22 protein-coding genes and 1 riboswitch are annotated in these 26,146 nt (G+C 69.3%); of the genes, 11 read left to right on the plus strand and 11 right to left on the minus strand.

Annotated elements, in window-relative coordinates; genetic code table 11:
- Positions 1 to 7: 7 nt before the first annotated feature.
- Positions 8 to 778, minus strand: coding sequence for an enhanced serine sensitivity protein SseB (locus ACZ3H8_RS31440; protein ID WP_467407600.1), 771 nt, complete (start codon positions 776 to 778; stop codon positions 8 to 10).
- Between the two features lie 105 nt (positions 779 to 883).
- Positions 884 to 1,573 carry an AAA family ATPase gene (locus ACZ3H8_RS31445; protein ID WP_467407601.1) on the minus strand — a complete coding sequence of 230 codons (690 nt, stop codon included), beginning with the start codon at positions 1,571 to 1,573 and terminating at the stop codon, positions 884 to 886.
- A gap of 148 nt (positions 1,574 to 1,721) precedes the next feature.
- A riboswitch (glycine riboswitch) is annotated at positions 1,722 to 1,819 on the plus strand.
- 148 nt (positions 1,820 to 1,967) lie between these two features.
- Between ACZ3H8_RS31445 and gcvT the strand changes: the two genes are divergently transcribed.
- The 5 genes from gcvT to ACZ3H8_RS31470 all read left to right on the plus strand — a co-directional run bounded on the left by gcvT (position 1,968) and on the right by ACZ3H8_RS31470 (position 6,962).
- Positions 1,968 to 3,092, plus strand: coding sequence for a glycine cleavage system aminomethyltransferase GcvT (gene gcvT, locus ACZ3H8_RS31450; RefSeq protein WP_467407603.1), 1,125 nt, complete (start codon positions 1,968 to 1,970; stop codon positions 3,090 to 3,092).
- A gap of 61 nt (positions 3,093 to 3,153) precedes the next feature.
- On the plus strand, positions 3,154 to 3,531 hold the full coding sequence (gene gcvH / locus ACZ3H8_RS31455; protein ID WP_467407604.1) for a glycine cleavage system protein GcvH: 378 nt from the start codon (positions 3,154 to 3,156) through the stop codon (positions 3,529 to 3,531).
- A gap of 11 nt (positions 3,532 to 3,542) precedes the next feature.
- Complete coding sequence (glyA, locus tag ACZ3H8_RS31460) at positions 3,543 to 4,805, plus strand: serine hydroxymethyltransferase (RefSeq protein WP_467407606.1); 1,263 nt, start codon at positions 3,543 to 3,545, stop codon at positions 4,803 to 4,805.
- Between the two features lie 166 nt (positions 4,806 to 4,971).
- Positions 4,972 to 6,339, plus strand: a complete 1,368-nt coding sequence (locus ACZ3H8_RS31465) for an L-serine ammonia-lyase (RefSeq protein ID WP_467407607.1) — start codon at positions 4,972 to 4,974, stop codon at positions 6,337 to 6,339.
- A gap of 230 nt (positions 6,340 to 6,569) precedes the next feature.
- On the plus strand, positions 6,570 to 6,962 hold the full coding sequence (locus tag ACZ3H8_RS31470; protein WP_467407608.1) for an STAS domain-containing protein: 393 nt from the start codon (positions 6,570 to 6,572) through the stop codon (positions 6,960 to 6,962).
- An 85-nt stretch (positions 6,963 to 7,047) separates the two neighbouring features.
- Here the strand turns inward: ACZ3H8_RS31470 and ACZ3H8_RS31475 are convergent, their stop codons facing one another.
- Positions 7,048 to 7,263 (minus strand): EF-hand domain-containing protein, encoded by a 216-nt coding sequence (locus ACZ3H8_RS31475; RefSeq protein ID WP_215092733.1) that lies wholly within the window; start codon positions 7,261 to 7,263, stop codon positions 7,048 to 7,050.
- Between the two features lie 82 nt (positions 7,264 to 7,345).
- Between ACZ3H8_RS31475 and ACZ3H8_RS31480 the strand changes: the two genes are divergently transcribed.
- From ACZ3H8_RS31480 to ACZ3H8_RS31490, 3 genes are all read left to right on the plus strand, one after another.
- Complete coding sequence (locus ACZ3H8_RS31480; RefSeq protein WP_467407610.1) at positions 7,346 to 7,984, plus strand: GNAT family N-acetyltransferase; 639 nt, start codon at positions 7,346 to 7,348, stop codon at positions 7,982 to 7,984.
- 194 nt (positions 7,985 to 8,178) lie between these two features.
- The gene (locus ACZ3H8_RS31485) at positions 8,179 to 8,910 is read left to right on the plus strand and encodes a tRNA-dependent cyclodipeptide synthase (protein WP_467407612.1); all 732 of its coding nucleotides are present in this window, start codon (positions 8,179 to 8,181) and stop codon (positions 8,908 to 8,910) included.
- Complete coding sequence (locus tag ACZ3H8_RS31490) at positions 8,885 to 10,072, plus strand: cytochrome P450 (protein WP_467407614.1); 1,188 nt, start codon at positions 8,885 to 8,887, stop codon at positions 10,070 to 10,072. Before ACZ3H8_RS31485 ends, ACZ3H8_RS31490 begins: the two co-directional genes overlap by 26 nt.
- 258 nt (positions 10,073 to 10,330) lie before the next feature.
- Here the strand turns inward: ACZ3H8_RS31490 and ACZ3H8_RS31495 are convergent, their stop codons facing one another.
- From ACZ3H8_RS31495 to ACZ3H8_RS31520, 6 genes are all read right to left on the minus strand, one after another.
- Positions 10,331 to 11,521: a YVTN family beta-propeller repeat protein gene (locus ACZ3H8_RS31495; RefSeq protein ID WP_467407615.1), complete on the minus strand. Its 1,191-nt coding sequence runs from the start codon at positions 11,519 to 11,521 to the stop codon at positions 10,331 to 10,333.
- A complete protein-coding gene (locus ACZ3H8_RS31500; protein ID WP_467407617.1) occupies positions 11,521 to 12,291 on the minus strand; it encodes a polysaccharide deacetylase family protein in 771 nt (256 codons plus the stop codon). The genes ACZ3H8_RS31495 and ACZ3H8_RS31500 overlap by 1 nt, the downstream gene beginning before the upstream one ends.
- A gap of 398 nt (positions 12,292 to 12,689) precedes the next feature.
- Entirely contained in the window at positions 12,690 to 13,205 is a 516-nt protein-coding gene (locus ACZ3H8_RS31505; protein WP_467407618.1) for an ATP-binding protein, read from the minus strand.
- Between the two features lie 252 nt (positions 13,206 to 13,457).
- Complete coding sequence (locus tag ACZ3H8_RS31510) at positions 13,458 to 14,225, minus strand: enoyl-CoA hydratase/isomerase family protein (protein ID WP_398984482.1); 768 nt, start codon at positions 14,223 to 14,225, stop codon at positions 13,458 to 13,460.
- A gap of 97 nt (positions 14,226 to 14,322) precedes the next feature.
- Positions 14,323 to 15,573: a L,D-transpeptidase gene (locus ACZ3H8_RS31515; RefSeq protein ID WP_467407619.1), complete on the minus strand. Its 1,251-nt coding sequence runs from the start codon at positions 15,571 to 15,573 to the stop codon at positions 14,323 to 14,325.
- Positions 15,574 to 15,755: 182 nt separating this feature from the next.
- Entirely contained in the window at positions 15,756 to 16,982 is a 1,227-nt protein-coding gene (locus ACZ3H8_RS31520; protein WP_467407621.1) for a L,D-transpeptidase, read from the minus strand.
- A gap of 203 nt (positions 16,983 to 17,185) precedes the next feature.
- On the opposite strand from ACZ3H8_RS31520, the gene glgX reads away from it, so the two are divergent.
- The 3 genes from glgX to ACZ3H8_RS31535 all read left to right on the plus strand — a co-directional run bounded on the left by glgX (position 17,186) and on the right by ACZ3H8_RS31535 (position 23,436).
- Positions 17,186 to 19,453, plus strand: coding sequence for a glycogen debranching protein GlgX (gene glgX, locus ACZ3H8_RS31525; RefSeq protein ID WP_467407622.1), 2,268 nt, complete (start codon positions 17,186 to 17,188; stop codon positions 19,451 to 19,453).
- 102 nt (positions 19,454 to 19,555) lie between these two features.
- On the plus strand, positions 19,556 to 21,601 hold the full coding sequence (locus tag ACZ3H8_RS31530) for an ABC transporter ATP-binding protein (RefSeq protein ID WP_467407624.1): 2,046 nt from the start codon (positions 19,556 to 19,558) through the stop codon (positions 21,599 to 21,601).
- Positions 21,598 to 23,436: an ABC transporter ATP-binding protein gene (locus tag ACZ3H8_RS31535; protein WP_467407625.1), complete on the plus strand. Its 1,839-nt coding sequence runs from the start codon at positions 21,598 to 21,600 to the stop codon at positions 23,434 to 23,436. The genes ACZ3H8_RS31530 and ACZ3H8_RS31535 overlap by 4 nt, the downstream gene beginning before the upstream one ends.
- Positions 23,437 to 23,445: 9 nt before the next feature.
- On the opposite strand, the gene ACZ3H8_RS31540 is transcribed toward ACZ3H8_RS31535, so the two are convergent.
- On the minus strand, positions 23,446 to 25,275 hold the full coding sequence (locus tag ACZ3H8_RS31540) for a glycoside hydrolase family 15 protein (RefSeq protein WP_467407626.1): 1,830 nt from the start codon (positions 25,273 to 25,275) through the stop codon (positions 23,446 to 23,448).
- A gap of 212 nt (positions 25,276 to 25,487) precedes the next feature.
- A complete protein-coding gene (locus tag ACZ3H8_RS31545) occupies positions 25,488 to 26,048 on the minus strand; it encodes an NADPH-dependent FMN reductase (RefSeq protein WP_467407628.1) in 561 nt (186 codons plus the stop codon).
- Between the last annotated feature and the right edge of the window lie 98 nt (positions 26,049 to 26,146).

A 26,146-nucleotide genomic window follows, 5' to 3' on the forward strand; every position in this document is an offset into this window, starting at 1 on the left:
TTGACGACTACACGTGCTGTCGTTGGTAGAAGGGCCGCACCCGTTCCAGCATCCATATGCCGACCGGGTCCTGCGCCACATCCAGCAGTACGAGATTGACCGGCCAGCCCACCTGGACCCGGCCCAGCGCCCGGCCGAGCGCATCCATCGGGGCGTTGCGCTCGGCGGCCTCCCAGGAGGAGAGCTGGACGCCGATGAACAGGGTCGGCGACTCACCCTCGATGGAGGCGAGCGCACGGCGGGCGGTGACGACGACGCCGGAGCTCTCGAACTCACCGGCCGCGGCGGCGAGGAAGTCCACCGGCTCCTCCTGCCAGTCGGGTTCGAAGAGCCGCACCCGGCCGCCGGTCGCCGGACCGTCGAGGGGCGTGCGTCCCACCCGGCACAGCTCGGCGACGGCGGGCGGCGGCAGCGGGGCGCCGACCGTGCCGCCCGGGTTCACGGCGATGCCGAGCTGCGGGGGCAGTCCGCGGGCGAATTCGCGGGCGGGGGCGATGGTGAAGGGCATATGGCTGCCGACGCAGTGCAGGAACTGCTGCTCGGAGCTGAAGACCGGGACGTACGCGGCCCCGTCGATCTCCATGGTGGGCAGATCGAGGTCGGGGCTGTCCGGACCGCCGCCGTTCGGCAGCGGCACCCAGATCTGGCTGCGGCCGAGCACCTCGACGAGGCGGCCTCCGGCCGAGGGGTTGCCGAGGGATGCGGCGAGCACCTCTTCGAGCTCGTTCGCCGGCCAGCCGCCGTACGGATGCGGATGCGGATGCTCCGGTGTCTGCATGTGCTGTCCTTCTCCCCCTGCGTTCCCACGGTTGCGCGCCACGACCCTAACGCCGTGGGGGTCCGCCGGGGCGGGTGGGGGCGCGGCCTTCGGCCCCCATTGTCCTCAATCGCCGGACGGGCCTGCTTTCGACTCCTCGAAGCCGACCCGGCCGAGCACCCCCGCCGAGTCGCGGTCCAGCAGCACCGCAGACGCGCAGCCCGCGGGCAGCCGCCCGGCCTCCGCGTCGCCGACCAGACGGCCCACCGCCCGCCGGTGCCTGGCGAATGCGTACCCCGACACTCCGCGGCCGCGCTCGCGCTGGCCCTCCCTCGCCACCGCGGGCGTGACGTCAAGCAGCACCAGATGCAGGCCGCGGCCGCGGCGGCGCGCCTCGCGGGCCAGCCAGCGCCGCACCCAGGCCTGGGTGCCGCAGTCATGTACGACGACGCTCTCGCCGGAGCGCAGCGCGCGCCGCAGTCCGGCGTAGTGCGCGATCCGGACCAGCGGGCGGTAGACGGCGTACGGCAGGAGCTTCGGCATCCGCGCGTCCCACCGGTCACGGGTGTCCTGCGAGTCGATGCCGCGGCCGCGCGCCGCGCGCCGGATCAGCGTGGACTTTCCGCTGCCGGGCAGGCCGGAGACGACCACCACGTCACCGGCGGCGAAGACCAGACTGCGCGGGCTGTGACCCGAGCGGTCTCTCAGGTCACGCAGCACGGGCGCGGGCACCTCGGCCAGTCGCCGAGCGGCCCCGCCCGGCGGGGCGGGCACCCCCGCGGTCGTCGCGTACGCCTCGGAGCGGTGCAACGTCATCACCCTCCCCCATGTCGGGTTACCCACCCTTGCCCATGAAGTGTAAAGAAACGGTAATGCGGCACAACCATATTGCAGCCGAGGGCCTGTCGCCCCACTCCGCCACGATGCGTGCAATGATGTGCGCGCCAACTGCATACCGGCCGCTTGAATCCACGCGGGAGAGTCCTGGCCACTGTGTGCGCCGGGCGCCGAAGGAGCAAGTCCCTCCCTTGAATCTCTCAGGCCCCGTACCGCGTGTGATGAGGCAGATCTGAAAAGCGAGCCGCTGTCGAGTGGCTCCACCCAAGGTGCAAGTCACGACCACCAATACGTGCGGTCGCGACGAACCTCTCAGGTTCCGATGACAGATGGGGAGGATTGTCCTCGCCAGCATGCCCTGGGAGCCACATCTATGAGCAACGCCCCCCGTCTGACCGCTCTCGACGCCCTGCACCGTTCACTGGGCGCGACCATGACCGACTTCGCGGGCTGGGACATGCCGCTGCGGTACGGCAGTGAGCGCGACGAACACAACGCCGTCCGCACCAAGGCCGGCCTCTTCGACCTCTCCCACATGGGCGAGATCACCGTCACCGGGCCGCAGGCCGCCGACCTCCTCGACTACGCACTGGTCGGCAACATCGGCGGTGTCGCCGTCGGCCGCGCCCGCTACACCATGATCTGCCAGGAGGACGGCGGGATCCTCGACGACCTGATCGTCTACCGCCTCGGCGATACCGAATACATGGTCGTCGCCAACGCGGGCAATGCGCAGATCGTCCTGGACGCTCTGACCGAGCGCTCGGAGGGCTTCGACGCCGAGGTGCGCGACGACCGTGACGCGTATGCCCTGATCGCCGTCCAGGGCCCCCAGTCCCCGGGCATTCTGAAGTCGCTGACCGACGCCGACCTGGACGGGCTGAAGTACTACGCGGGCCTGCCCGGCACGGTCGCCGGCGTCCCGGCGCTGATCGCCCGCACCGGTTACACCGGCGAGGACGGCTTCGAGCTCTTCGTCGAGCCACAGCACGCCGAGAAGCTCTGGCAGGCGCTGACCGATGCCGGAGCGCCGGCCGGTCTGATCCCCTGCGGCCTCTCCTGTCGCGACACGCTGCGCCTGGAGGCGGGCATGCCGCTGTACGGGCACGAGCTGACGACCGCGCTGACACCGTTCGACGCGGGCCTGGGCCGGGTCGTGAAGTTCGAGAAGACGGCCAATGGCGGGCGCTTCGTCGGCCGTGAGGCCCTTGAGGCCGCCGCCGAGCGCGCCGGGGCCAACCCGCCGCGCACGCTCGTCGGCCTGATCGCCGAGGGCCGCCGGGTCCCCCGCGCCGGTTACCAGGTCGTCGCAGGCGGTCAGGTGATCGGCGCGGTCACCTCGGGCGCCCCGTCGCCGACGCTGGGCAAGCCGATCGCCATCGCGTACGTGGACGCGGCGCACGCCGCTCCCGGCACCGAGGGCGTCGGCGTCGACATCCGCGGCGCCCACGAGCCGTACGAGGTCGTCGCGCTGCCGTTCTACAAGCGCCAGAAGTGATCTTCAGCACCACACCACGCCCGTTCAGCAGCACTCCCCCGCGTACAGGAGAATTCAGGCCATGAGCAACCCCCAGCAGCTGCGCTACAGCAAGGAGCACGAGTGGCTGTCGCCCGCCGAGGACGGCGTGTCGACGGTCGGCATCACGGAGCACGCGGCCAACGCGCTCGGCGATGTGGTGTACGTACAGCTCCCGGAAGTCGGTGACACGGTGACCGCGGGCGAGACCTGCGGCGAGCTGGAGTCGACCAAGTCGGTCAGCGACCTGTACTCGCCGGTCAGCGGTGAGGTCGTCGAGGCCAACCAGGACGTGGTGGACGACCCGTCGCTGGTGAACTCCGCCCCCTTCGAGGGCGGCTGGCTCTTCAAGGTGCGCGTCACGGAGGAGCCGAAGGACCTGCTCTCCGCCGACGAGTACACCGAGTTCTCCGGCTCCTAAGGACGTATGGCATGTCTGTTCTCAACACCCCTCTCCACGAACTGGACCCCGACGTCGCCGCCGCTGTCGACGCCGAGCTCCACCGTCAGCAGTCCACCCTCGAGATGATCGCCTCGGAGAACTTCGCTCCGGTCGCGGTCATGGAGGCGCAGGGCTCCGTCCTCACCAACAAGTACGCCGAGGGCTACCCCGGCCGCCGCTACTACGGCGGCTGCGAGCACGTCGATGTCGTCGAGCAGATCGCCATCGACCGCATCAAGGAGCTCTTCGGCGCCGAGCACGCCAACGTCCAGCCGCACTCGGGCGCCCAGGCGAACGCGGCCGCGATGTTCGCGCTGCTCAAGCCGGGCGACACGATCATGGGTCTGAACCTCGCCCACGGCGGGCACCTGACCCACGGCATGAAGATCAACTTCTCCGGCAAGCTCTACAACGTGGTCGCGTACCACGTCGACGACGCCACCGGTCAGGTCGACATGGCCGAGGTCGAGCGGCTCGCCAAGGAGTCGAAGCCGAAGCTGATCGTGGCCGGCTGGTCCGCGTACCCCCGTCACCTGGACTTCGCGGCCTTCCGCCGGATCGCCGACGAGGTCGGCGCGTATCTGATGGTCGACATGGCCCACTTCGCGGGTCTCGTCGCCGCCGGGCTGCACCCCAACCCGGTGCCGCACGCCCATGTCGTCACCACCACCACGCACAAGACCCTCGGCGGTCCGCGCGGCGGTGTGATCCTGTCCACACAGGAGCTCGCCAAGAAGATCAACTCGGCGGTCTTCCCGGGCCAGCAGGGCGGTCCGCTGGAGCACGTCATCGCGGCGAAGGCGGTCGCCTTCAAGGTCGCGGCGTCCGAGGAGTTCCAGGAGCGCCAGCAGCGCACCATCGACGGCGCCCAGATCCTCGCCGCGCGTCTGGTCCGGGACGATGTGACCGAGCACGGGGTCTCCGTCCTGTCGGGCGGCACCGATGTGCACCTGGTCCTGGTCGACCTGCGCAACTCCGAGCTGGACGGCCAGCAGGCCGAGGACCGGCTCCACGAGGTGGGCATCACCGTCAACCGGAACGCCATTCCGAGCGACCCGCGGCCGCCGATGGTCACCTCGGGTCTGCGGATCGGCACCCCGGCGCTGGCCACCCGCGGTTTCCAGGACGAGGACTTCCGTGAGGTTGCCGACATCATCGCCGAGGCGCTGAAGCCGTCGTACGACACTCAGGCGCTGAGCGCACGGGTCTCGGCGCTGGCCGCGAAGCACCCGCTTTACCCCGGCCTGAAGTAGTTCCGTACGGTTTTGTGCGAAACGCTTTTGTACGAACCCTTGGGGCACCGCGCACACTGGACAGTGCGCGCGGTGCCCCGCACCGTGTACCCCGCTCGCTGTACCCCGCTCGCTTCTGCACCACCCCGGCAGACAACGGCGTCTACCAACCCCCTAGGAGTTCTCCGTGGCCATCTCGGTCTTCGACCTGTTCTCGATCGGCATCGGCCCGTCCAGCTCCCACACGGTCGGCCCGATGCGCGCCGCCGCCATGTTCGCCCGGCGGCTCAAGAACGAGGGCATGCTGGCCCACACCGCCGCCATACGCGCAGAGCTCTTCGGCTCCCTGGGCGCGACCGGCCACGGCCACGGCACTCCCAAGGCCGTCCTGCTCGGCCTGGAGGGCAATTCCCCCCGTACCGTCGACGTCGAGACCGCGGACGCGCAGGTCGAGCGCATCCGCACCAGCGGCCGGATCAGTCTGCTCGGCAGCCACGAGATCGGCTTCGACTTCGACAAGGATCTGGTTCTGCACCGCCGCAAGGCGCTGCCGTACCACGCCAACGGCATGACGATCTTCGCGTACGACGCCGAGGGCGCGACGGTTCTGGAAAAGACGTACTACTCGGTGGGCGGCGGCTTCGTCGTTGACGAGGACGCCGTCGGCGAGGACCGGATCAAGCTCGACGACACCGTGCTGAAGTACCCCTTCCGCACCGGTGACGAGCTGCTGCGGCTCGCCCAGGAGACCGGTCTGTCCATCTCCGCGCTGATGCTGGAGAACGAGAAGGCCTGGCGCTCCGAGGAGGAGATCCGCGAGGGCCTGCTGGAGATCTGGGGGGTCATGCAGGCCTGTGTCGCACGCGGCATGTCCCGCGAGGGCATCCTGCCCGGCGGTCTCAAGGTGCGCCGCCGCGCGGCCAACTCGGCCCGCCAGCTGCGCGCCGAGGGCGACGCGCTGGCCCGCTCCATGGAGTGGATCACGCTGTACGCGATGGCGGTGAACGAGGAGAACGCCGCGGGCGGCCGGGTGGTCACCGCCCCCACCAACGGCGCCGCGGGCATCATCCCGGCCGTGCTGCACTACTACATGAACTTCGTGCCCGGCGCCGACGAGGAGGGCGTGGTCCGCTTCCTGCTGGCCGCGGGCGCGATCGGCATGCTCTTCAAGGAGAACGCCTCCATCTCCGGCGCCGAGGTCGGCTGCCAGGGCGAGGTCGGTTCCGCCTGCTCGATGGCCGCGGGCGCGCTCGCCGAGGTGCTGGGCGGCACCCCTGAGCAGGTCGAGAACGCCGCGGAGATCGGCATGGAGCACAACCTCGGTCTGACCTGCGACCCGGTCGGCGGCCTGGTCCAGATTCCGTGCATCGAGCGCAACGGCATGGCGGCGGTGAAGGCCGTGACGGCGGCAAGGATGGCGATGCGCGGCGACGGCAGCCACAAGGTCTCGCTGGACAAGGTCATCAAGACGATGAAGGACACTGGCGCGGACATGTCGGTGAAGTACAAGGAGACCGCGCGCGGCGGCCTCGCGGTGAACATCATCGAATGCTGAGCATCATCAAGTGCTGAGCGTCATCGAGTGCTGAGCATCGTCCGCTGCTGAGCCGGTGCGAAGACCTCGGCGGGTCAAGTCGCTTCACGCGGATTCACCCACAAGGGGGAGCTTTCTGGGCTCCGAACGTTTTTTCACCTCCGTGCGCCCGAAACCCCGCACTAGCCTCCCAGCCAGTACGCCCAACCTCAGGTGGCCACATCGGGCTCGCCGCAGCAAGGAGAACAGCCATGGCCGAGGGGCTGACTACCACGTCGTCCGGCTTACACGCACCCCTCCCCGGACCGTACGGCCGGGCCTACTGCACCCGAGGCCGTACCGTCGTCGAGCTGCACGGGGAGATCGACATCGCCGCGGCGAAGCCCATCGGGGCCTATCTGGACGTGGTCACCGCCGTCCGCGGCCACCATGTGGTGGTCGATCTGACGCATGTGGCGTTCTTCGACTGCTCGGGACTGGCCCTGCTGTGCCGTGCGCGGCGGCGCACCGCCGAGAACGGCGGGCGGATGTGGGTGGTGTGCGACCGCCCGGCGATTCTGCGTGTGTTCCGGGCGGGCGCGGTGCTCGAAGTGTTCCGTACGCTGCCGACGCTGGACGACGCCCTGGCGGCCGAGGACTGGTGAACTCCCGGGCGGTCCCCGGCCTGGCCGGGGAGCCTCCCCCAGAGCCTTCGGCCTGGGAGGTGCCCCCCGAAGGATCAGGCCTTGTTCAGCCCTTGTTGAGCGAGGCCCAGAACTCCTCGAACGTCAATTGACCGTCGCCGTTCGCGTCCTTGGTCTTGATCACTGCCTCGGCGACCGTCTCGGTGACATTGAAGTCCCCCAGCTGCGCCATCACGCTCTTGTACTCCGCCGCCGTGATCAGGCCGTCGCCGTTCACGTCGTACCGCTCGAACGCCCGGCGCGCCTCTTCGATGTCGGCCACTGCTTCCGCCCCTTCTTGGTGCATTACTGACGGAGGTCAGATTAACGGCCTGGTGGAGACTTAGGGCGAGGAGGTACGCGGGATGAGCGACGCACTGGAGAGGATCCTGGCAGCCGCGGCGGCCGGGGAGTTCCCGCCACCGGACGGTTCCACAACCGTGATCGGGCAGCCGAACGCGCGCGATGCGGGCGTGGTGGCGTTCACCGCACACTCGGTGATCTTCACGGACGAGGATCCGGAGTGGGTACGGGCCGAGCTCGCCGCGACCGACTCCGACCGGCTTGCCGCCGCGATGAACCCGGCGTTCCTGGCCGCCATGCTGGCCCGCACCGGCCGCTCGATGAACACCATCGACATGCTGACGGTTGCCGGGGCGCTGCCGGGCAGGCCCGATCTCGAGCTTCGCGAGATCGAGGACCCGGACCACCCGCGGGTGGCGCGGGCCCTGAAGTTCCGTGACGGCGTACGGGTCTGGGCCGCCGCCGGCGGAGTGGTGGTGCTCGGCCGGGGTGTGGCCGGCCGCTGGGAGACCGCGATCGAGGTGGACGAGCGGGCGCGCGGCCTCGGCCTGGGCGTGGCGCTCGCGCTGGCGGCACGCCATCTGGTGCCGGACTCCGTGGTGTGGTCCCAGCAGTCACCGGGGAACGCCCGCAGCGTGCGGACATTCCAGGCCGCGGGCTTCAAACCGGTGGGCTCCGAGGCGCTGTTCGTGGTCGGCTGAACAGACGACAGAAAAGGCTTCAACTACCTTTTCCGTAGGGCGGAAGATGATTTTCCGCCCTACTGGATGCAGTTCTGGCCAAATTCCCGAGGGGAATTCGTCACTCTCCGCCGACGGGAGATAACTTCATGCCGTCGCCGCCACACCAGGAGCACAGGGCTCCCAGGGACAAGCGGCGCAAAGGTGATGTCATCGTGACGATCACAATCGATTCCTTCTCGGTCCGGCCCTTCTCCCGTAACTGTCACATCATTTGGGACGAGGGCGACCATGTCCTGATCGGGGTTTCCCCGGGGAACAGCTATTTCTCCGCCCGCCGGATCACCGAACTCACACGCTGGGCGGCCCCGCGATTCACCGCGGTGGACATCGTCTACGCCGATCTGCATGTGGCAGCCGTCTTCGCGTCATTGGGCCACACTCCCGAACAAGCCGCCCGGCGTGCGGCCAAGGAGCTCAAGGCGGTACGCAGGCGGATTGTCGGCGGAGTGGCGGCGGCCGGGCCGCCGGGCCGCCGGATCCGTGTGCGGGCGCTGTCGGAGTTCTCCGACGATCCGGTCTACGCGCTGCTGCACCGGCGGGTCCAGCACTTCCTCGCCACCGACGATGAGTTCCGTAAGAGCTGCGACCTCATGGTGCAGCAGTTCCTGGCGCCCAAACTGGCAGCCGGTGAATCCATCTCCCCCGAGCAGCGGTCCGCCTGTCTCGACTACATAGCCGCCGAACTCCCCTTCTTCCTCGACACTCCGGGGATTCTCGGCGTCCCTTCCTCCGTCTCCTGCTATCACGCGCTGATGCCACTGACGGAACTCCTCTTCTCAAAGGGCGGCGGGCTACGAGCCGCCCGCAATCAGGCCTATGCCGTCGTACGGCCCGAAGCACCTGAAAGGAGCGCGGACGATGACCCCCAATCCCGAGCGGCTTGATTTCCCGCTCTCCCGGCGCGGTGATGTGCTGCCCGCCGAGTGCTCCTGGCTGCGCGAGAAGCAGCCGGTGACCAGGGTGCGTACGCTCACCGGCGACAGCGCCTGGCTGGTGAGCAGTTACGCGCTGGCCAAGCAGGTCCTGGAGGACGAGCGGTTCAGCCTCAAGGACACGGCCGCTCCCGGAGTGCCCCGGCAGTACGCGCTGACGATCCCGCCCGAGGTCGTCAACAACATGGGGAACATCAACAGCGCGGGGCTGCGCGGCGCGGTGATGAAGGCGCTCAACCCACGGGCCGACGGCCTGCAGGAGTGGCTGCGCGCCACGGCCGACGAACTCGTCGACGGCCTGCTGGCCGAGGGACCGCCGGTCGACTTCCGGGCGGGGTTCGCAGAGCCGTTCTCGGCTGCCCTGCACTGCAAGGTGATCGGGGTGCCGTTCACCGACTGGCGGCGGCTGATGTCGGGGCTCGACATCGCCTTCATGACCAGCGTCCGGCCTTTCGACGGGGCGAGCCTCAACTGGTACAAGGCCCTCGGCCATATGGTCGACCGGCTCAACTCCCCCGACCGCACCGGCCTGCTGGCCGCACTGGCGGCGCTGCGCGAGGACGCGGAGTCCGCGCATCTGACGGACGAGATGCTGGCCACCGTCGCCGTGTCGCTGTTCGGCGCGGGCGCGGTCTCCACCTCCGCCTTCCTGGTCCTCGCCGTGCTGGCGCTGCTCCAGCGCCCCGAGCTGATCGGGTACCTGCGTGACCACCCGGAGCGGATGGGGCCCGCCGTCGACGAGCTGCTGCGCTGGAATCTGTCGATCGGCGACGGACTGCCGCGGCTCGCCCTCGCCGATGTCCGCCTCGGTGAAGTCCTCGTCCGCAAGGGCGAGTTGGTGCTGGTCCTGGTGGAGGGGGCGAACTTCGACCCGGAGGTCTTCGAGAACCCCGAGCGCCTCGACCTGGAGCGGGCACCCAATCCGCATCTCTCCTTCGGGGGCGGCCGCCACTTCTGTCCGGCCTCCGGCCTGGGGCGGCTGCACGCCGAGACCGCGCTGGCGGCGATCGTGGACCGGCTGCCCCGGCTGCGGCTCGCCGTACCGGATGAGCAGTTGATGTGGCGTACGGGCTTCATCAAACGGCTGCCGGAGCGGCTGCCGGTGCTGTGGTGAGGCGGGGTCCTGCGGTGGGCCTTTGACCGGGGCTCCGCCCCGGACCCCGCGCCTCAATCGCCGGAGGGGCTGAATTTCGCGTCCGGGACCGCGCCTCAATCGCCGCCGGGGCCTAAATTTCCCGCCGGTCGGCCTGAAAACTCAGGCCGACCGGCGGGCTCAAGCCCGTTGGGGGGTCCCCCCGGACGAAGTCCGGGGGGAGATTGAGGACAACGCCCGAAGGGCGTACGGGGTCTGGGGACTCGCACCGCACTCGTCCTAGCGGAAGACACCCGTGTGGCCGAGCGAGTAGCGGCCGGGCTGCGGGTAGACCGCGAGTCCGTGCGGGCCGCTGCCCACCGCGATACGGGCGAGCTGCCTGCCGGTGGTGGTGTCGATCGCGTACACCTCGGAGTCGTAACGCCCGGACAGCCACAGCACCTTGCCGTCCGCCGAGACACCGCCCATGTCGGGGCTGCCGCCGTCCGGCAGCCACCACTTCTTGGTGAGCCTGTTCTGCTTGAAGTCGAAGATCGAGATGGAGCCCTCGCCGCGGTTGGGGACGTACATCTCCTTGGAGTCACGGCTGATGTAGAGGCCGTGGCAGCCCTTGCCGGTGGGCAGCAGCCCGGGCGGCAGGAAGCTGTCGCCGTCGAGCACCCACACGCCGTGCGCCATCATGTCGGCGATGTAGAAGGTCTTGCCGTCCGGGGAGAGCTTCACGTCCTGCGGCATCGCGCCGGGGAAGGGCAGCTTCTGCCGGCCGATGACCTCCATCTTCTCCGTGTCGACCTTCAGCAGCTCGCCGGAGAACTCGCAGGAGACGACGAAGTACCTGCCGTCGGCGGAGAAGTCCGCGTGGTTGACGCCGTAGCAGGAGACCGGGGTCGACTTGACCATTTTCATGGTGTGCGGGTCGCGGAAGACGAGTTCGCGGTCGAGGGAGGCCATCACGATGGCGTACTTGCCGTTGGGCGTGAAGTAGAGGTTGTACGGGTCGTGCACCTCGACCGCCTTGCCCGCGACGCCGGTGGCCGGGTCGATCGGGGTGAGCGTGTGGCCGCGGTTGTTGTTGACCCAGAGCGTCTTCATGTCCCAGGACGGGACGACGTGCTGCGGCTGGACTCCGACCGGGATCGTCCCGATGACCTTGTACGTGGTGGGGTCGATGACCGAGACGGTGTTGGAGCCGGTGTTGGGGACGTACACCCGGGACGGGAAGCCCCTGACCACCGGCGAGAGCTTGCCCGGCCGGTCCGCGGAGTAGATGTCGTGCGGGTCGAGCACCGGCGGCATGCCGGGCAGTCCGGCCGGGGCAACGGCCTTGGGCTTGGCGGGCAGCGCGGCGGACTTGGTGTGGCGCGCCTCGTCGCCGTGTGAGCTGCAGCCCACGAACAGGGCGAACAGCGCGAGCAGCGCGCCGGCGAGCAGCGCGGTGGTTCTCTTGGTGAGCGGAATGAGCGGGTGCATCAGGTCAGCAGCTCCATGGTCGTCACCGCGCGCAGTCCGCGGCGGTCGAGGTCGTCGAGGAGGCCGGGCAGTGCGGCGACGGTGTCCGCATAGCCGAAGTGCAGGCTCACCACGGATCCGCGCTGGATCTGCCGGGTGACGTTGCGGGTGACGGCCGTGGCGCCGGGCGAGGTGAAGTCGAGGGAGTCGACGTCATAGGAGAGGACGTGCGGGTAGCCGGCCCGGTGGGCGAGTCTGGCGACGAGGGGAGTCGCGTACTGCGTACGGGAGGGGCGGAACCAGCTGCCGATGGAACCGGTGAGCCGACGCAGCCGCTCGGCGCAGTCGGAGATCTCGGCGTACGCCTCGGTCTCGGACATCGATGAGATGCCCAGATGACGCTGGGTGTGGTTGCCGAGGTCGTGGCCGCCGTCGAGGATCCTGCGGGCGAGTTCGGGGTGCTGGTCGAGCCAGTCGCCGACGACGAGCACGGTGATGCGGGCGCCGGCCCGCTCGGCCTCGGCGAGCACGGCCTTGGCGATGGCCGGGTCACCCTGGCCGTGGAAGGTGAGAGCCACCCTGTCGCGGTCGCGTGGGCCGTGCGCGATCTCGGCGGGCTGCTCGGGGAAACGGCGCGGGGCGGGTGCGGGACGGGGACCGCGGGACGGCGGGGCAGACGCGGCGGGCGGCGCCGGGGCGGGACCGCCGTCGGTGCAGCCTGTGGAGAGGGCGCCCGCGGCGGCGGCCCCCACTCCTGCGCGCAGTGCGCTGCGGCGGTCGATCGAGCTCACGGGAAAGCACAGTAGGGGCGAACCAGGCAAAAGATAACGATTGACCCAATTCGGGATACTCGCAGGTCGGGCCGCCGGAGCCCCGCCTTTAGTCAGCGAGGCGATGAAACACTCGCCAAACCCTATATTTATTCAGCATTTACTAGGCAGGTGGCCCATCTCGCCTACGATTCACTTCCGAGATGCGTCGCTTTACTCGCCAATGCCCGAGTAAGGACTTTTGGCAGTGCGGCCTCCCGTCTGCCATAGTCGAGCACACGACCCCCATTGACCCGGGCCAGGTCGTCGTAAGCTGCCGTGGATACACCCCCCAATCCACGGCGCTCCGCAGAAGCCCCCGCTCAGGGGGCTTCTGTGTGTCCGGGTCGCGCTGTCCGGGGTAAGCCGTCCGGGTCGTGTCAGCGGTCGGAGACCCGCATCTCGAACCACGTGGTCTTGCCGCGCGGCAGCAGATCCACGCCCCACCGGTCGGAGAGCTTGTCGACGAGGAAGAGCCCGCGGCCGCTGATGTCCATCTCCTGGACCGGCATCAGACAGGGCAGACCTCGCGAGGGATCGCGGACCTCGATCCTGATCCAGCCGCGGCGGCGCAGCATCCGCAGCCCGAAGACCCGTGCCCCGGTGTGCCGTACGGCATTGCCGACGAGCTCCGAGACCAGTAACACCGCATGCTCGGCGGTCTGCGGGGAGAGTGCCCACTGGCGCAGCACGACGCACTGAGTCAGCCGGCGCGCGGTGGCGGCCGACTCGGGGCGGGAGGGGAGCTTTATTTCCTCGTCCGTGGGATCGCCGAACAACTCCAGCGCCCTGAGCGTCTGTTCGTCCTCGACGGCAGGCAACCACCGCGCCGCGGCCGCGTTGCCGCGCTGCCGCGGCTGTTCCACACCTTCGAGGCCCGCCATGGACCCCATCATGGCCGCAACGAGCGAATTCCGGGGCCGTTCCGGCGGAATAGAGCCCCCGGAATCGGCTGCTCCGGGGGGATCTGACGGCATATGACTATGGCCGCATGCAGGCTCTCGCGCCCACCCTGAGCTGCCCTGACGCCTCGCACATAAATGATCGCCAAGTGCTGCGGGCCCGATAGGACTTAAGGCTGCTTTAAGACTCAGCTAAGCTGCACACAGGGTTGACGCGGACAGCCGATGTGTCCAACTGACTTGAATTCAGAGGAACTTGGCCTTGCCCGGGCCCTCTTCCACAAAGCTGCGCATCCCGCGCTCGCGGTCCTCTGTCGCGAACAGGCCCGCGAACCAGTTGCGTTCAATGGCGAGGCCCGTCTCGATGTCCGTCTCAAGACCCGCGTCGATGGACTCCTTGGCGGCGCGCAGTGCCAGCGCGGGTCCCTGGGCAAGCCTCGCGGCCCAGGCATGGGCCTGCTCGTACACCTCGGCGGCCGGTACGACACGGTCCACCAGGCCCAGTTGGAGCGCCTCGTCCGCCTTCACCATGCGGCCGGTGAAGATCAGGTCCTTGGCCTTGGACGGGCCGATCAGCCGCGACAGCCGCTGGGTGCCGCCGGCGCCCGGGATCAGGCCCAGCAGGATCTCCGGCTGACCGAGCTTGGCGTTGTCCGCGGCGATCCGGAAGTCGGCGCAGAGCGCCAGCTCGCAGCCACCACCCAGCGCATAGCCGGTGACGGCCGCGACGACGGGCTTGGGGATGCGGGCGACGGCGGTGAAGGAGTCCTGGAGCGCCCGGGACCGCACGACCATCGCCGTGTGGTCCATCGCCTGCATCTCCTTGATGTCCGCGCCGGCCGCGAACACCTTCTCGCCGCCGTACAGGATCACCGCCCGTACGTCGTCCCGGCGGGCCGCCTCATCGGCGAGCTCGCGCAGCCGGTCCTGGACTGCGATGTCCAGCGCGTTCATCGGCGGGCGGTCGAGACGGATGGTGCCGACGCCTTCGGAGACCTCAAGGTTGACTGTCATGGACCGAGGTTAGCCCGCGTTAACGGCAACGGACCCGGTGCTCTCCGTCACAGCACCGGGTCCGTTCTCGTCGTACAGGAACTACGTCATACAGGAACTACTTGGTCCACTCCGCCCAGGACATGTTCCAGCCGTTCAGGCCGTTCTCCGGGGATATCTGCTTGTCCTTGGAGTTCTTCACGATCACCACGTCGCCGATGATCGAGCTGTCGAAGAACCAGGCCGCCGGAGTGGAGCCGTCACCGGCGCCACGGGCGTCGCGCAGGCCCACGCAGCCGTGGCTGACGTTCGCCGATCCGAAGGTCCCGGACGAGGCCCAGTAGTTGCCGTGGACGAAGGTGCCCGAGTTGGACAGGCGCATCGCGTGCGGCACGTCCTTGATGTCGTACTCACCGCCGAAGCCGACGGTGGCGCCGTTCATCCGGGTCACCTTGTACTTCTCGCTGATGACCATCTGGCCGTTGTACGTCGTGGTCGACGGCGCGCCCGCGGTGATCGGGATGTTCTTGATCTGCTTGCCGTCGCGTACGACCTTCATCCGATGCGCCTTGGCGTCCACGGTGGAGACCTGGCTGCGGCCGATGGTGAACTTCACCGTCTTGGACTGCTTGCCGTACACACCCGGGCGGCCCTCGACGCCGTCCAGGTTCAGCTTCACGGTCACCTTGGTGCCCGCGGCCCAGTACTTCTCCGGGCGGAAGTCGAGGCGGTCGTTGCCGAACCAGTGGCCCTCGATCGGCACCGACGGCTCGGCCGTCACCTTGACGGCCCGCTCGACGGCGGCGGGGTCGGTGATGCCACGGGTGAAGTTGATCGAGACCGGCATGCCGACGCCGACCGTCGAACCGTCCTCGGGGCTGTAGTGCCCGATGAAGGTGTTCTTCGGGACGAGCGTGGTGAAGCTGGTGTCCTTCGCCGACTCACGGCCGTCCGCGTCCTTGGCGATGGCGTGCACCTTGTACTTGGTGGAGCCGGCCAGATGCTGCAGCGGCTGCCAACTGGCGCCGTCCGCGGCGAGCTTGCCCTCGACCGGGGCGCCCTTGTCGTCCTGGACCGTGACCGTGGTCAGCTTGCCCTTGGCCGCGGTGACCTTCAGCGCGCCACTGGTGGCGACCGAGTCGGCGCCGTCCTTGGGCGCTATGGTCACCACCGCCTGGGAGGCCGCGTTCCCGACCTTCCCGCCGTCCTTCTTGTCCTTGCCGTCGCTGTCCTTGTCGGAGTCCCCGCCCCCGCAGGCCGTGACCAGCACCAGCAATGCCCCCAGCACCAGAGCCCGCAGCGGGGCGCCCCCACGCCCGCGTCCGCGTCCCGCCCCGGCCGACGCCCCCGATATCGGCTGCCCGTTCAAAATGGTCTCTCCCCTCGCACGGCCTGGCCCCGCCAAAGCCCGCACCCCCGCGCGCCTCACGCACGCACGGCGATAGATAATCACACCGCGGGTAGTTGATCCTCCCCGCGAATGTCACCGTTCAGTCCCAACTTGTCCGGTGGGCTCATCTGAACGGTGCGGGCCCTGCAGGTCAGCGAGGGTCAGCCCAGCGCGGAACCGGCCTTCCACGTCTTCCAGTCCAGGTTCCAGCCGCCGAGGCCGTTGCTGGGATCGACCTTCTTGTCACGCGAATTGAAGACCTCGACCACATCACCGATCAGCGTCCGGTCGAAGAACCAGCCGGCCGGAGTGTCCCCGCTGCCGCCCTTCACATCACGCAGTCCGACACAGCCGTGGGACACATTCGCCGAGCCGAACGTCTCCGGCGCGGCCCAGTAGTTTCCGTGCAGGAAGGTGCCGGATTTGGTCAGCCGCAGCGCGTGCGGCACATCCTTGATGTCGTACTCGCCCCTGCCGTTCCGCCTCTTGAAGCCGACCGTCGCACCGTTCATCCGGGTCACGTCGAACATCTCCATGACCACCATCTTTCCGTTGTACGTCGTCGACTTCGGCGCTCCGGCCGTGATCGGGAGAGTCGCCAGAACCCCGCCGTCGCGCCGTACCACCATGGTGTGCTTCGCCGCGTCGACGAGCGAGACCTGCGAACGGCCGATGGTGAAGGCGACGGTCTTCTGCTGGATGCCGTACACCCCCGGCGCGCCCTCGACGTCGCGCAGCCGCAACTCGACGGTGACCTTGGTGCCCGGCTTCCAGAAGTCGCGCGGACGGAAGTCGAGGCGCTCGTTACCGAACCAGTGGCCCGCGATCTCGACCGGCGGGTCCGAGCTGATGCGGATGGCGCGCTCGACGGCCTCGCGATCCTCGATCTCCCGGTTGAAGTCGAAGGAGACGATCATGCCGGTGCCGACGGTCGAGCGGTTCTCGGGCTTGAAGTAGCCGATGAAGCGGCGCTCGGGGACCTGCGTGGTGAAGGTCGTATGGCGCGCCGAACGGCGGCCGTGCCCGTCCAGCGCGACCACGTCGACGCTGTACTTGGCGGACAGGTCGAGGCGGGTGCCCTCGTCCGGCTTCCAGCTCAGACCGTCCTCGGAGATCTCGCCCTGGATCTCGGTGGGCTGGGCATCCTCGACCTGCGTCACCTTGACCCGCTCGAGCCGCCCGCTGGGCAACCGCACCTCGAGGGGGCCTTCGGGGCCGACCCCCTTCGCGCCGTCCTCGGGAACAACTCGGATCGTGTCCTCGATAGACCGGGGCTTGCTGCCGATGTCCAGCTTCTCGCTGGTGCAACCGGTCAGCCCGGCCATGAGTCCTGCCCATGTCAGGGCGACGGCCACGCCCTGCCCTGCCCGCTTCATTACGTGTCTCACGTACCGCCCAACGACCACGCCCCTCCAGGGGAAACGTGAGAGCAGGGCCATGTTGGGACAAGAGCAGCGCGGGCAGAACAGGTGGGAGGCCACGCGTGGGCTGCCGCGGCCGGGACGCCGTAAGCAGCCGTACTCCCCCAGAGCCCTCCGGCGCCTGGGGAGGTACCCCCAGCGGGGCCCGACGAGCCGCGGGAGGCCGGCAGGTGTCGAGCGCAGCCGAGCAGGAGACAGTGCAGGAGGGGGTGCGGGACGACCTGCCCGGCCCATTTCCGGCGGCCGGGGTCAACGGCCGCCACCGGGAGCCCGGAGCCCGCAGGCCATCGGTGTGGCCGGGGGCGCCGACGCCTCTCGGGGCCCGTTTCCGGGTCGGTCCGGACGGGGTGGCGGGGACCAACTTCGCGCTCTGGGCGGGCGGTGCGGAGGCGGTCGAGCTGTGCCTCTTCGACGACGGGAGCGATTCGGCCACGGAGACGCGGCTGCCGCTGACCGAGCTGACGCATGAGATCTGGCACGGCTTCGTGCCCGGGATCCGGCCGGGTCAGCGGTACGGCTACCGGGTGCACGGCCGCTGGGACCCGTGGACGGGTGCCCGCTGGAATCCGGCGAAGCTGCTGCTCGATCCGTACGCACGGGCGGTGGACGGGGACTTCGACCTGCCCGCGGAGGTGTACGGACACGTACGGGACTGGCCGCAGCAGCATGTCGCGGACACCGTGCGCGACGACCGGGACTCGGCGCCCCATGTGCCCAAGGGCGTCGTCGTCCACGATGACGACGACTGGGCGGACGACCGCAGGCCCAAGACCCCGTGGGCGGACTCGGTCATATACGAACTTCATGTGCGTGGCTTCACCAAGCTCCATCCGGGGATCCCCGAAGAGCTGCGGGGCACCTACGCGGGGCTCGCGCATCCGGCGGCGATCGAGCATCTGGTGCGGCTCGGGGTGACGGCGGTCGAGCTGCTGCCGGTGCACCAGTACGCGCACGAGGACCATCTGCTGAAGCGAGGGCTGCGCAACTACTGGGGCTACAACTCCATCGGCTACTTCGCGCCGCATGCCGGGTACTCGGCGAGCGGGACGCGGGGTGAGCAGGTCGGCGAGTTCAAACGGATGGTGCGCGCGCTGCACGCCGCAGGCATCGAGGTCATCCTCGATGTGGTCTACAACCACACCGCGGAGGCGGGTGAGCTGGGTCCGACGCTGTCGCTGCGCGGGATCGACAACCGCGGCTACTACCGCCTCCAGTCGGACGCCCGGACGTACGCCGACTACACCGGGTGCGGCAATACGTTGCATGTGGTGCAGCCACATGTGCTGCGGCTGATCACCGATTCGCTGCGCTACTGGGTGACCGAGATGGGCGTCGACGGGTTCCGCTTCGACCTGGCGGCGGCGCTGGCGCGCTCCATGCACGACGTCGACATGCTCTCCCCCTTCCTCGCGGTGATCGCCCAGGACCCGGTGCTGCGGCGGGTGAAGCTGATCGCCGAGCCGTGGGACGTCGGCAACGGCGGCTACCAGGTGGGCGCGTTCCCGCCGCTGTGGACCGAGTGGAACGACCGGTACCGCGACGCCGTACGGGACTTCTGGCGCGGCGCGCTGCCCGACGTACGAGATCTGGGATACCGGCTTTCCGGGTCCAGCGATCTGTACGCGTGGGGCGGGCGGCGGCCGTACGCCTCCATCAACTTCGTCACCGCGCACGACGGGTACACCCTGCGTGACCTGGTCAGTTACGAGCAGAAGCACAACGAGGCCAACGGGGAGGGCAATCGGGACGGCACGAACGGCAACCGGTCCTGGAACTGCGGCGCGGAAGGCGCGAGTGACGATCCGCGCATCAACGCGCTGCGGCGGCGCCAGCTGCGGAATCTGCTGACCACCCTGCTGGTGTCGACGGGTGTGCCGATGCTGGTCGCGGGCGACGAGATGGGCCGTACGCAGGGCGGCAACAACAACGCCTACTGCCAGGACAACGAGGTCGGCTGGCTGGACTGGTCGCTGCTGGAGACCCCAGGGCCGCGTGGCCTGCTGGAGCTGACCACCCGGCTGCTGGCCCTGCGCCACACCCACCCGGTGCTGCGCCGCCGCGCCTTCTTCTCGGGCCGCGCCCGGGCGGCGGACGGACTGAGGGACCTCGCCTGGTTCACCCCGCACGGCACGGAGATGACGGAACGGGACTGGTACGCCCCGGCGTCGACGCTGGCCCTCTATCTCTCGGGCCGCGACATCCCGGGACGTGACGCGCGTGGAGCGGAGGTGACGGACGACAGCTTCCTGACGGTCCTGCACGCGGCGGACCGGCCGACGAGCTTCCAGCTGCCGGGCCCGCCGTGGGCGCAGTCGTACGAGCTGGTGGTCGACACCTCGCGGGAGGACCAGGAGACGGCGCCGGGGACGGTGCACACGGGCGGGGAGACGGTGACGGTGCCGGCGCGGTCGGTGCTGCTGCTGCGGGTCAGGACGTAGGCCTGTCACCGGCGGGCTCGGCGCGGCGGCTGCGGTGCGGTGGCTGCGGTGCGGCCAAAATCGGATGAGCGCTGTCAGTGGTGAACCGTAGGCTCGGGCCTGATGCCCGAATCACATGCAGCTGCCAAGGACCGGTCCACCGTACGTTCGCTGCTACGACTGTGGCCGTATGTACGCCCCGTCCGAACTCGCCTGTTCAGTGCGGCATTTGTCGCCATCGTGGCCTCCTGTCTGGGCCTGGTCATCCCCCTCGTACTGAAGTGGATCGTGGACGGCCCGGTGGCCGGCCGGGACCCCGGCGGGGTCTGGTTCGGAGCACTGGCCCTGCTGTTGCTGGGGGTTGCCGAGGCGGGGCTCTTCGGATTGAGGCGATGGCTGGTGGCCCGGCCGCTGGCGGGGGTCGAGGCGGCGATGCGGGCGGACCTCTACCGGCATCTGCAACGGCTGCCGGTGGCCTTCCACGACCGGTGGCCGTCGGGCCAGTTACTGTCGCGCGGCACGACGGATCTGATGCTGTTGCGGATGTTCCTGGCGTTCCCGCTGACCTTTCTGCTGGTCAACGCGGTGACGATTCTGGTCGGGTTTGTGATTCTGCTCGGCCAGGAGTGGACGCTGGGTCTGGTGCTGCTCGCGCCGATCGTGCCGCTGGTGATTCTCTGCTCGCTGTTCGAGTCGCGGTACGCGGTCGTCGCACGGCGGGCGCAGGACCAGGTCGGCGATCTGACGACGGTCGTCGAGGAGAGCGTGCTCGGCATCCGCATCATCAAGGGCTTCGGCCGCCACCGCAGCCAGGCGCTGGCCTTCCGCGAGCTGTCGGAACGGCTGCGCGGCACGGAGCTGGGCAAGGCGCGGCTGCTGGCGGGGATCTGGGCGCTGATCACGACGATCCCCGAGATGACGATCGGCGCGGCTCTGGTGCTCGGCACGGTCCAGGTAGCGGACGGCGGCCTGTCGGCGGGCACGCTGGTGGCGTTCCTGTCGACGGCGCTGGCGCTGCGGTGGCCGGTGGAGTCGATCGGCTTTCTGCTGGCGATGAGCCAGGAGGCGGCGACCGCTACGGAACGGTACTTCGAGGTGATGGACGCGGCGGAGGAGTCGGACGCGGCACTCCCGGCCGAGGCGGCGGCCGGGGGTGAGGACGGGCTGCGGTTCGAGGCCGTTGAATTCCGCTACCCGGACGCGCCGGCGGAGGCCCCGCCCGTGCTCGCCCGTATCGATCTACGGGTGCGGCCCGGGGAGACCATGGCCCTGGTCGGGGGCACGGGCTCCGGGAAGACGACACTCACCGCGCTCGTACCGCGGCTGCACGAAGTGAGTGCCGGGCGGATCACACTGGACGGGGAGGACATCGCCGCGATGCCACTGGAGCGGCTGCGGCGGCTGGTGTCGGTGGCGTTCGAGGAACCGACGCTCTTCTCGGCCACCGTCGGCGAGAACGTCCTGATGGGCGCGGAGGGCGCGGGCGAGCGGGAGTTGGGCCGGGCGCTGGACGTCGCGCAGGCCGGTTTCGTGCGTGCGCTGCCGTACGGCGCGGACACCCAGGTCGGCGAACAGGGCCTCAGTCTCTCCGGCGGCCAGCGCCAACGCCTCGCCCTGGCCCGGGCGGTGGTCGGCCGCCCGCGCTTCCTGGTCCTCGACGACCCGCTGTCGGCGCTGGACGTGCACACGGAGGCCCGGGTGGAGGCGGCCCTGCGCAGAGTGCTGGAAGACACGACGGCCCTGGTGGTGGCGCACCGCCCGTCGACGGTGATGCTGGCGGACCGGGTGGCGCTGCTGTCGGGGGGCCGGATCTCGGCGGTGGGCACGCATCGGGAACTGCTGCGTACGAATGCGGAGTACGCGTGGCTGATGTCGGGAGCGGAGTCGCGGCGGCGCGAGGCCGGACCCGAGGTGGGGGCCGGTGGGTCGACGGGCGCCGAGGCCGGCCGGCCCGCGCCCGAGAGCGGCGGGACGGCAGTCCTGGCGGCAGCGGCTGCCACCGGGGAGGACGCTGCCGCCGGGCCGGCGTGCGGCGAAGCCGCAGCCCTGGCCGGTCCGGACGTGGCCGACGTGCTCGGTGGCCGGGGGCCCCGGGACGTGCCCTCCCATGGTGCTGCCCAACTCCCCCCGGCCACCTCGTCCGGCCACGCCGAAGGGAGTCCCCGATGACCACGACCACCACCTCGACCGCCCCCGGTGGCGTCCAAGGCGGGGACGATCCCTTCGACCGGGATGCCCTGCCCGCGCCTCAAGGAGCGACCGGTGCGCTGCTGCGGTCTCTCCTCGCAGCCCGACGCGCACACGTCGTCCTGGCCGCGCTCCTCCTGCTGCTCCAGCAGGCCGCCGTCCAGGCCGGGCCCCTCCTCGTCGCGTACGCCATCGACCGCGGCGTACCTGCCTTCCAGCGGCACGACTACGGGCCGCTCATCGCCGTCGCCACCGGGTACGCCGTGTGCGCGCTCGGCGCCGGCCTGCTCCAGTACTCCTTCATCCGGACCTCCGCCCGCGTCAACCAGGACGTTCTCGTCGACCTGCGCGGCCGGATCTTCCGCCACGCCCAGGCCCTGAGCGTCGACTTCCACGAGCGCTACACCTCCGGCCGGCTGATCTCCCGCTCGACCACCGACGTGGAGTCCCTGCGGGAGCTGCTCAGCGAAGGGCTCCAGGAGCTGATCACGGTCGTCCTCGCCTTCGTCTACATCTCGGCCATGCTGCTCTGGCTGGACCTCGGGCTCGGCGCGCTCGCCGTGCTCTCCTTCGTACCGCTGTATCTGCTGGTACGCCGCTACCGGCGCCGCGTCGCCGTCGTCTTCCGCACCCGCTCCACCCTGATCGCGGCGGTCATCGTGAAGTTCGCGGAGACGATGAACGGCATCCGCCCGGTGCGCGCGTTCCGGCGCGAGCGCGCCAACGATGTGGAGTTCCGGCGCCTCAACCACCGCCATGAGCGCAGCAACGGCGACGGCCTGCTGGAGATGGCGCGCTATGTCATCGGCTCCCGGCTCGTCGCCAACACCGCCGTCGCCGGGATCGTCCTCTGGGGCGCGTACCGCGTCGCCTCCGGCACCCTCGCGCTCGGCGTGCTGGCCGCCGCCGTGCTGTATCTGCGGCGGCTGTACGACCCGATCGACCGACTCGGGATGTTCCTCAACTCCTATCAGTCCGCGGCCGCCTCGCTCGAGAAGATCGCTGGTCTGCTGGCCCAGACGCCGTCCGTACCAGAGGCCCGGGACCCCAAGAACCTGCCCGCACCCCACGGTGACCACCCGGGCCGCGAGGTCGCCTTCGAAGGCGTCACCTTCGCCTACCGCACCGGCGGCGAGGTGCTGCCCCGCTTCGGCCTGACGATCCCGGCCGGCCAGACGGTCGCCGTCGTCGGCTCGACCGGCGCGGGCAAGTCCACGCTGGCCAAGCTGCTGGCCCGCTTCTACGACCCCACCGAGGGCCGGGTCCTCCTCGACGGCGTCGAGCTGCGCGATCTGGCCACGCCCGAACTGCGGCGCGGGGTCGTGATGGTGACGCAGGAGGCGTTCCTGTTCTCCGGGACGGTCGCGGAGAACATCGCGATCGGACGGCCGGACGCTTCGCGTGCTGAGATCGAGCGTGCCGCGAAGGCCATCGGCGCGCACGATTTCATCAGCGGCCTGCCGGACGGCTACGACACCGACGTACGCAAACGGGGCGGCCGGATCTCGGCCGGCCAGCGCCAACTGGTCGCATTCGCCCGCGCGCTGCTCGCCGACCCGGCGGTGCTGATCCTCGACGAAGCGACGAGCTCGCTCGACATTCCGGGCGAACGGGCGGTGCAGCGGGCGATGGACACGGTGCTGCACGGGCGTACGGCTGTCGTGATCGCGCACCGGCTGTCGACGGTGGAGATCGCGGACCGGGTGCTGGTGATGGAGCACGGGCGGATCGTGGAGGACGGGTCACCGGCCGAACTCATCGGCGGGGAGGGGCGGTTCGCGGATCTGCACCGGGCATGGCGGGACAGCCTGGTCTGACGTGGCCTGTCAGCCAAGGGCGCGGTCGAGGTTGAACGCGGCGCTGATCAGTGAGAGGTGGGTGAACGCCTGTGGGAAGTTGCCGAGCTGTTCGCCGGTCAGTCCGATTTCCTCGGCGTACAGGCCGACGTGGTTGGCGTAGGTAAGCATCTTCTCGAAGGCCAGCCGGGCCTCCTCCAGCCGTCCGGCGCGGGCGAGCGCCTCGACGTACCAGAAGGAGCAGATCGAGAAGGTGCCCTCGGCCCCCCGGAGGCCGTCCGGGCTGGCTTGGGAGTCGTAGCGGTAGACCAGCGAGTCAGAGACCAGGTCCGCGGTGAGCGCGTCCAGCGTCGCGAGCCATTTGGGGTCGGTGGGTGAGATGAATTTGGCCATCGGCATCATCAGCACAGAGGCGTCGAGTACGCGGGCGTCGAGGTGCTGAACGAACGCCCCTCGTTCAGGGCTCCAGCCGCGTTGCATGATTTGCCGGTAGATCGCATCGCGGCTCTGCCGCCACCGGGGGAGGTCCGCGGGCAGGCCGCGCCGGTTCGCCATCCGGATGGCTCGTTCTATCGCCACCCAGCTCATCAGCCGCGAATACAGATAGTTCCTGCGTCCCCCGCGCGTTTCCCACACGCCGTCGTCGGGTTGGTCCCAGTGGTCGCAGAGCCAGTCCACCAGTACACCGATCTCCTCCCACCGATCGCTGCTGATGGGTTGTCCCCACTTGTCGTACAGATACACGGAGTCGATGAGCGCTCCGTAGATGTCCAGCTGGAGCTGGCCGGTGGCGGCATTTCCCACCCGCACCGGGGCGGACCCCAGGTAGCCCTCGAGGTGGGGCAGCTCACGCTCGGGCAGCTCGCCGCGCCCGTCGATTCCGTACATGATCTGCAGCGGACCCGCGGGACCGCTGCCACGCATAATGCCCCGCTCGGACAGGAAGCGCATGAACGCCTCGGCCTCTCCGGTGAAGCCCAGCCTGAGCATGGCGTAGACACAGAAGGCGGCGTCACGGACCCACACGAACCGGTAGTCCCAGTTGCGCTCGCCACCGACCAGCTCGGGCAGGCTGGTCGTCGGGGCAGCCACGATCGCACCCGTCGGCGCATAGGTGAGCAGCTTCAGCACGAGCGCGGAGCGGTGCACCATCTCCCGCCACCGTCCCTGGTAGCGCGAGCCGGCCAGCCAGTTGCGCCAGAACCTGACTGTCGTCTCGAACTGCTCCTCCGCCTCGGCCTCGGGACATGCCCGCGGGATGACGTCATCACTGATCTGGTCGAGGGCGAACACCGCGGACTCGCCTTCGAGGAGCTTGAAGCGCGACCGCACGTCCAGGCCGTCGCACTCCAGCGGCGCGGTGGCGGTCAGCCCCAACGACAGACTCTCGGACCGGAACATTGCATAGTTGCCCTGCAGCTGCGCGGAATGCGGTTCGGCCCCGTAGCCGAAGCGGGGAGCCACCCGCGCTGTGAACGGAAGCGATCCCCGAACGCAGATCACCCGCCGGATCAGCCGGTGCCGGGCGGCCGCGCCTGAGTCGTCCTTGACCGGCATGAAGTCCTGGATCTCCGCCACCCCGTCGGAGGCGAAGAACCGGGTGATGAGAACGTTGGTGTCGGGAAAGTAGAACTGCCGGGTTCGCGTGGGCACTTCGGCGGCCAGCTCGAACGATCCGCCCCGGTTCGTGTCCAGAATGGAGGCGAACACGCTCGGCGAGTCAAAGCGCGGGCAGCAGTACCAATCGATGGTGCCGTTGGTGCCCACGAGTGCCGCGGTGTGAAGATCGCCGATAAGGCCGTGCTCAGCGATCGGCAGATAGGGCGAGAGGCCCTCTCGTCCGAATCCGGCGTTCGCCATATCGGCCTCCCTACGACCGCAGGGCGCATAGTGCGTACACGTGATACTAGATCTCCACGGCCGCGGATGCCATCGCAGCCCAGTGGCGCTCCAGAATGACATCACAGGGTCTGACCTGGCATGACGTTACTCGGGACCGGGGCTTCGGCAAGATCGGCGGCTATCTCCTGTCCCGCGGAGCGACCTTGCCGAAGAAATCCCTGAGCGTGGTCTCAGCCGGCGCGCAGCGGGGCCAGCGCCAGGCTCCACGACACGACCTGGTCGAGCGTGGCGGTGAGCGACTCGCGCTGGAAGTCGCCGGGCTTGAACACGCTGAAGTTCTCGAAGTCGGTGAACAGCGACAGCGCAACCTGGGCACGCACGTCGGCCATCTGGAGTTCGCCGGCGATCAGACGCAGGTGCTCCACGGCGCGGGTGCCGCCGGCCGAGCCGTAGCTGACGAACCCGACGGCCTTGTTGTTCCACTCGGCGTAGAGGTAGTCGATGGCGTTCTTCAGCGCGCCGGAGGTGGAGTGGTTGTACTCCGGCGTCACTATCACGTAGCCGTCGAACGAGGCGATCTTGTTGGCCCAGCGCAGGGTGTGCGGCTGGGTGTACTGGCCCATCGACGGCGGGTACGCCTCGTCGAGGTGGGGGAGCTTGTAGTCGAGCAGGTCGACAAGCTCGAACTCCGCGTCGGTGCGCTGCGCGGCGACCTCGTGCACCCAGCGGGCGACGGCCTCCCCGTTGCGTCCGGGGCGGGTGCTGCCAAGGATGATCCCGATCTTGGTCATGAGTGTCCCTCTATGACTTTCTGCTGACCGATACGCGAATGTGATTGCTCCGTCAACTAATCATGTGGAGCTTGCTGCGTCAAGCAACTAAGATGGAC

Source organism: Streptomyces sp. NPDC002868, assembly GCF_055563295.1.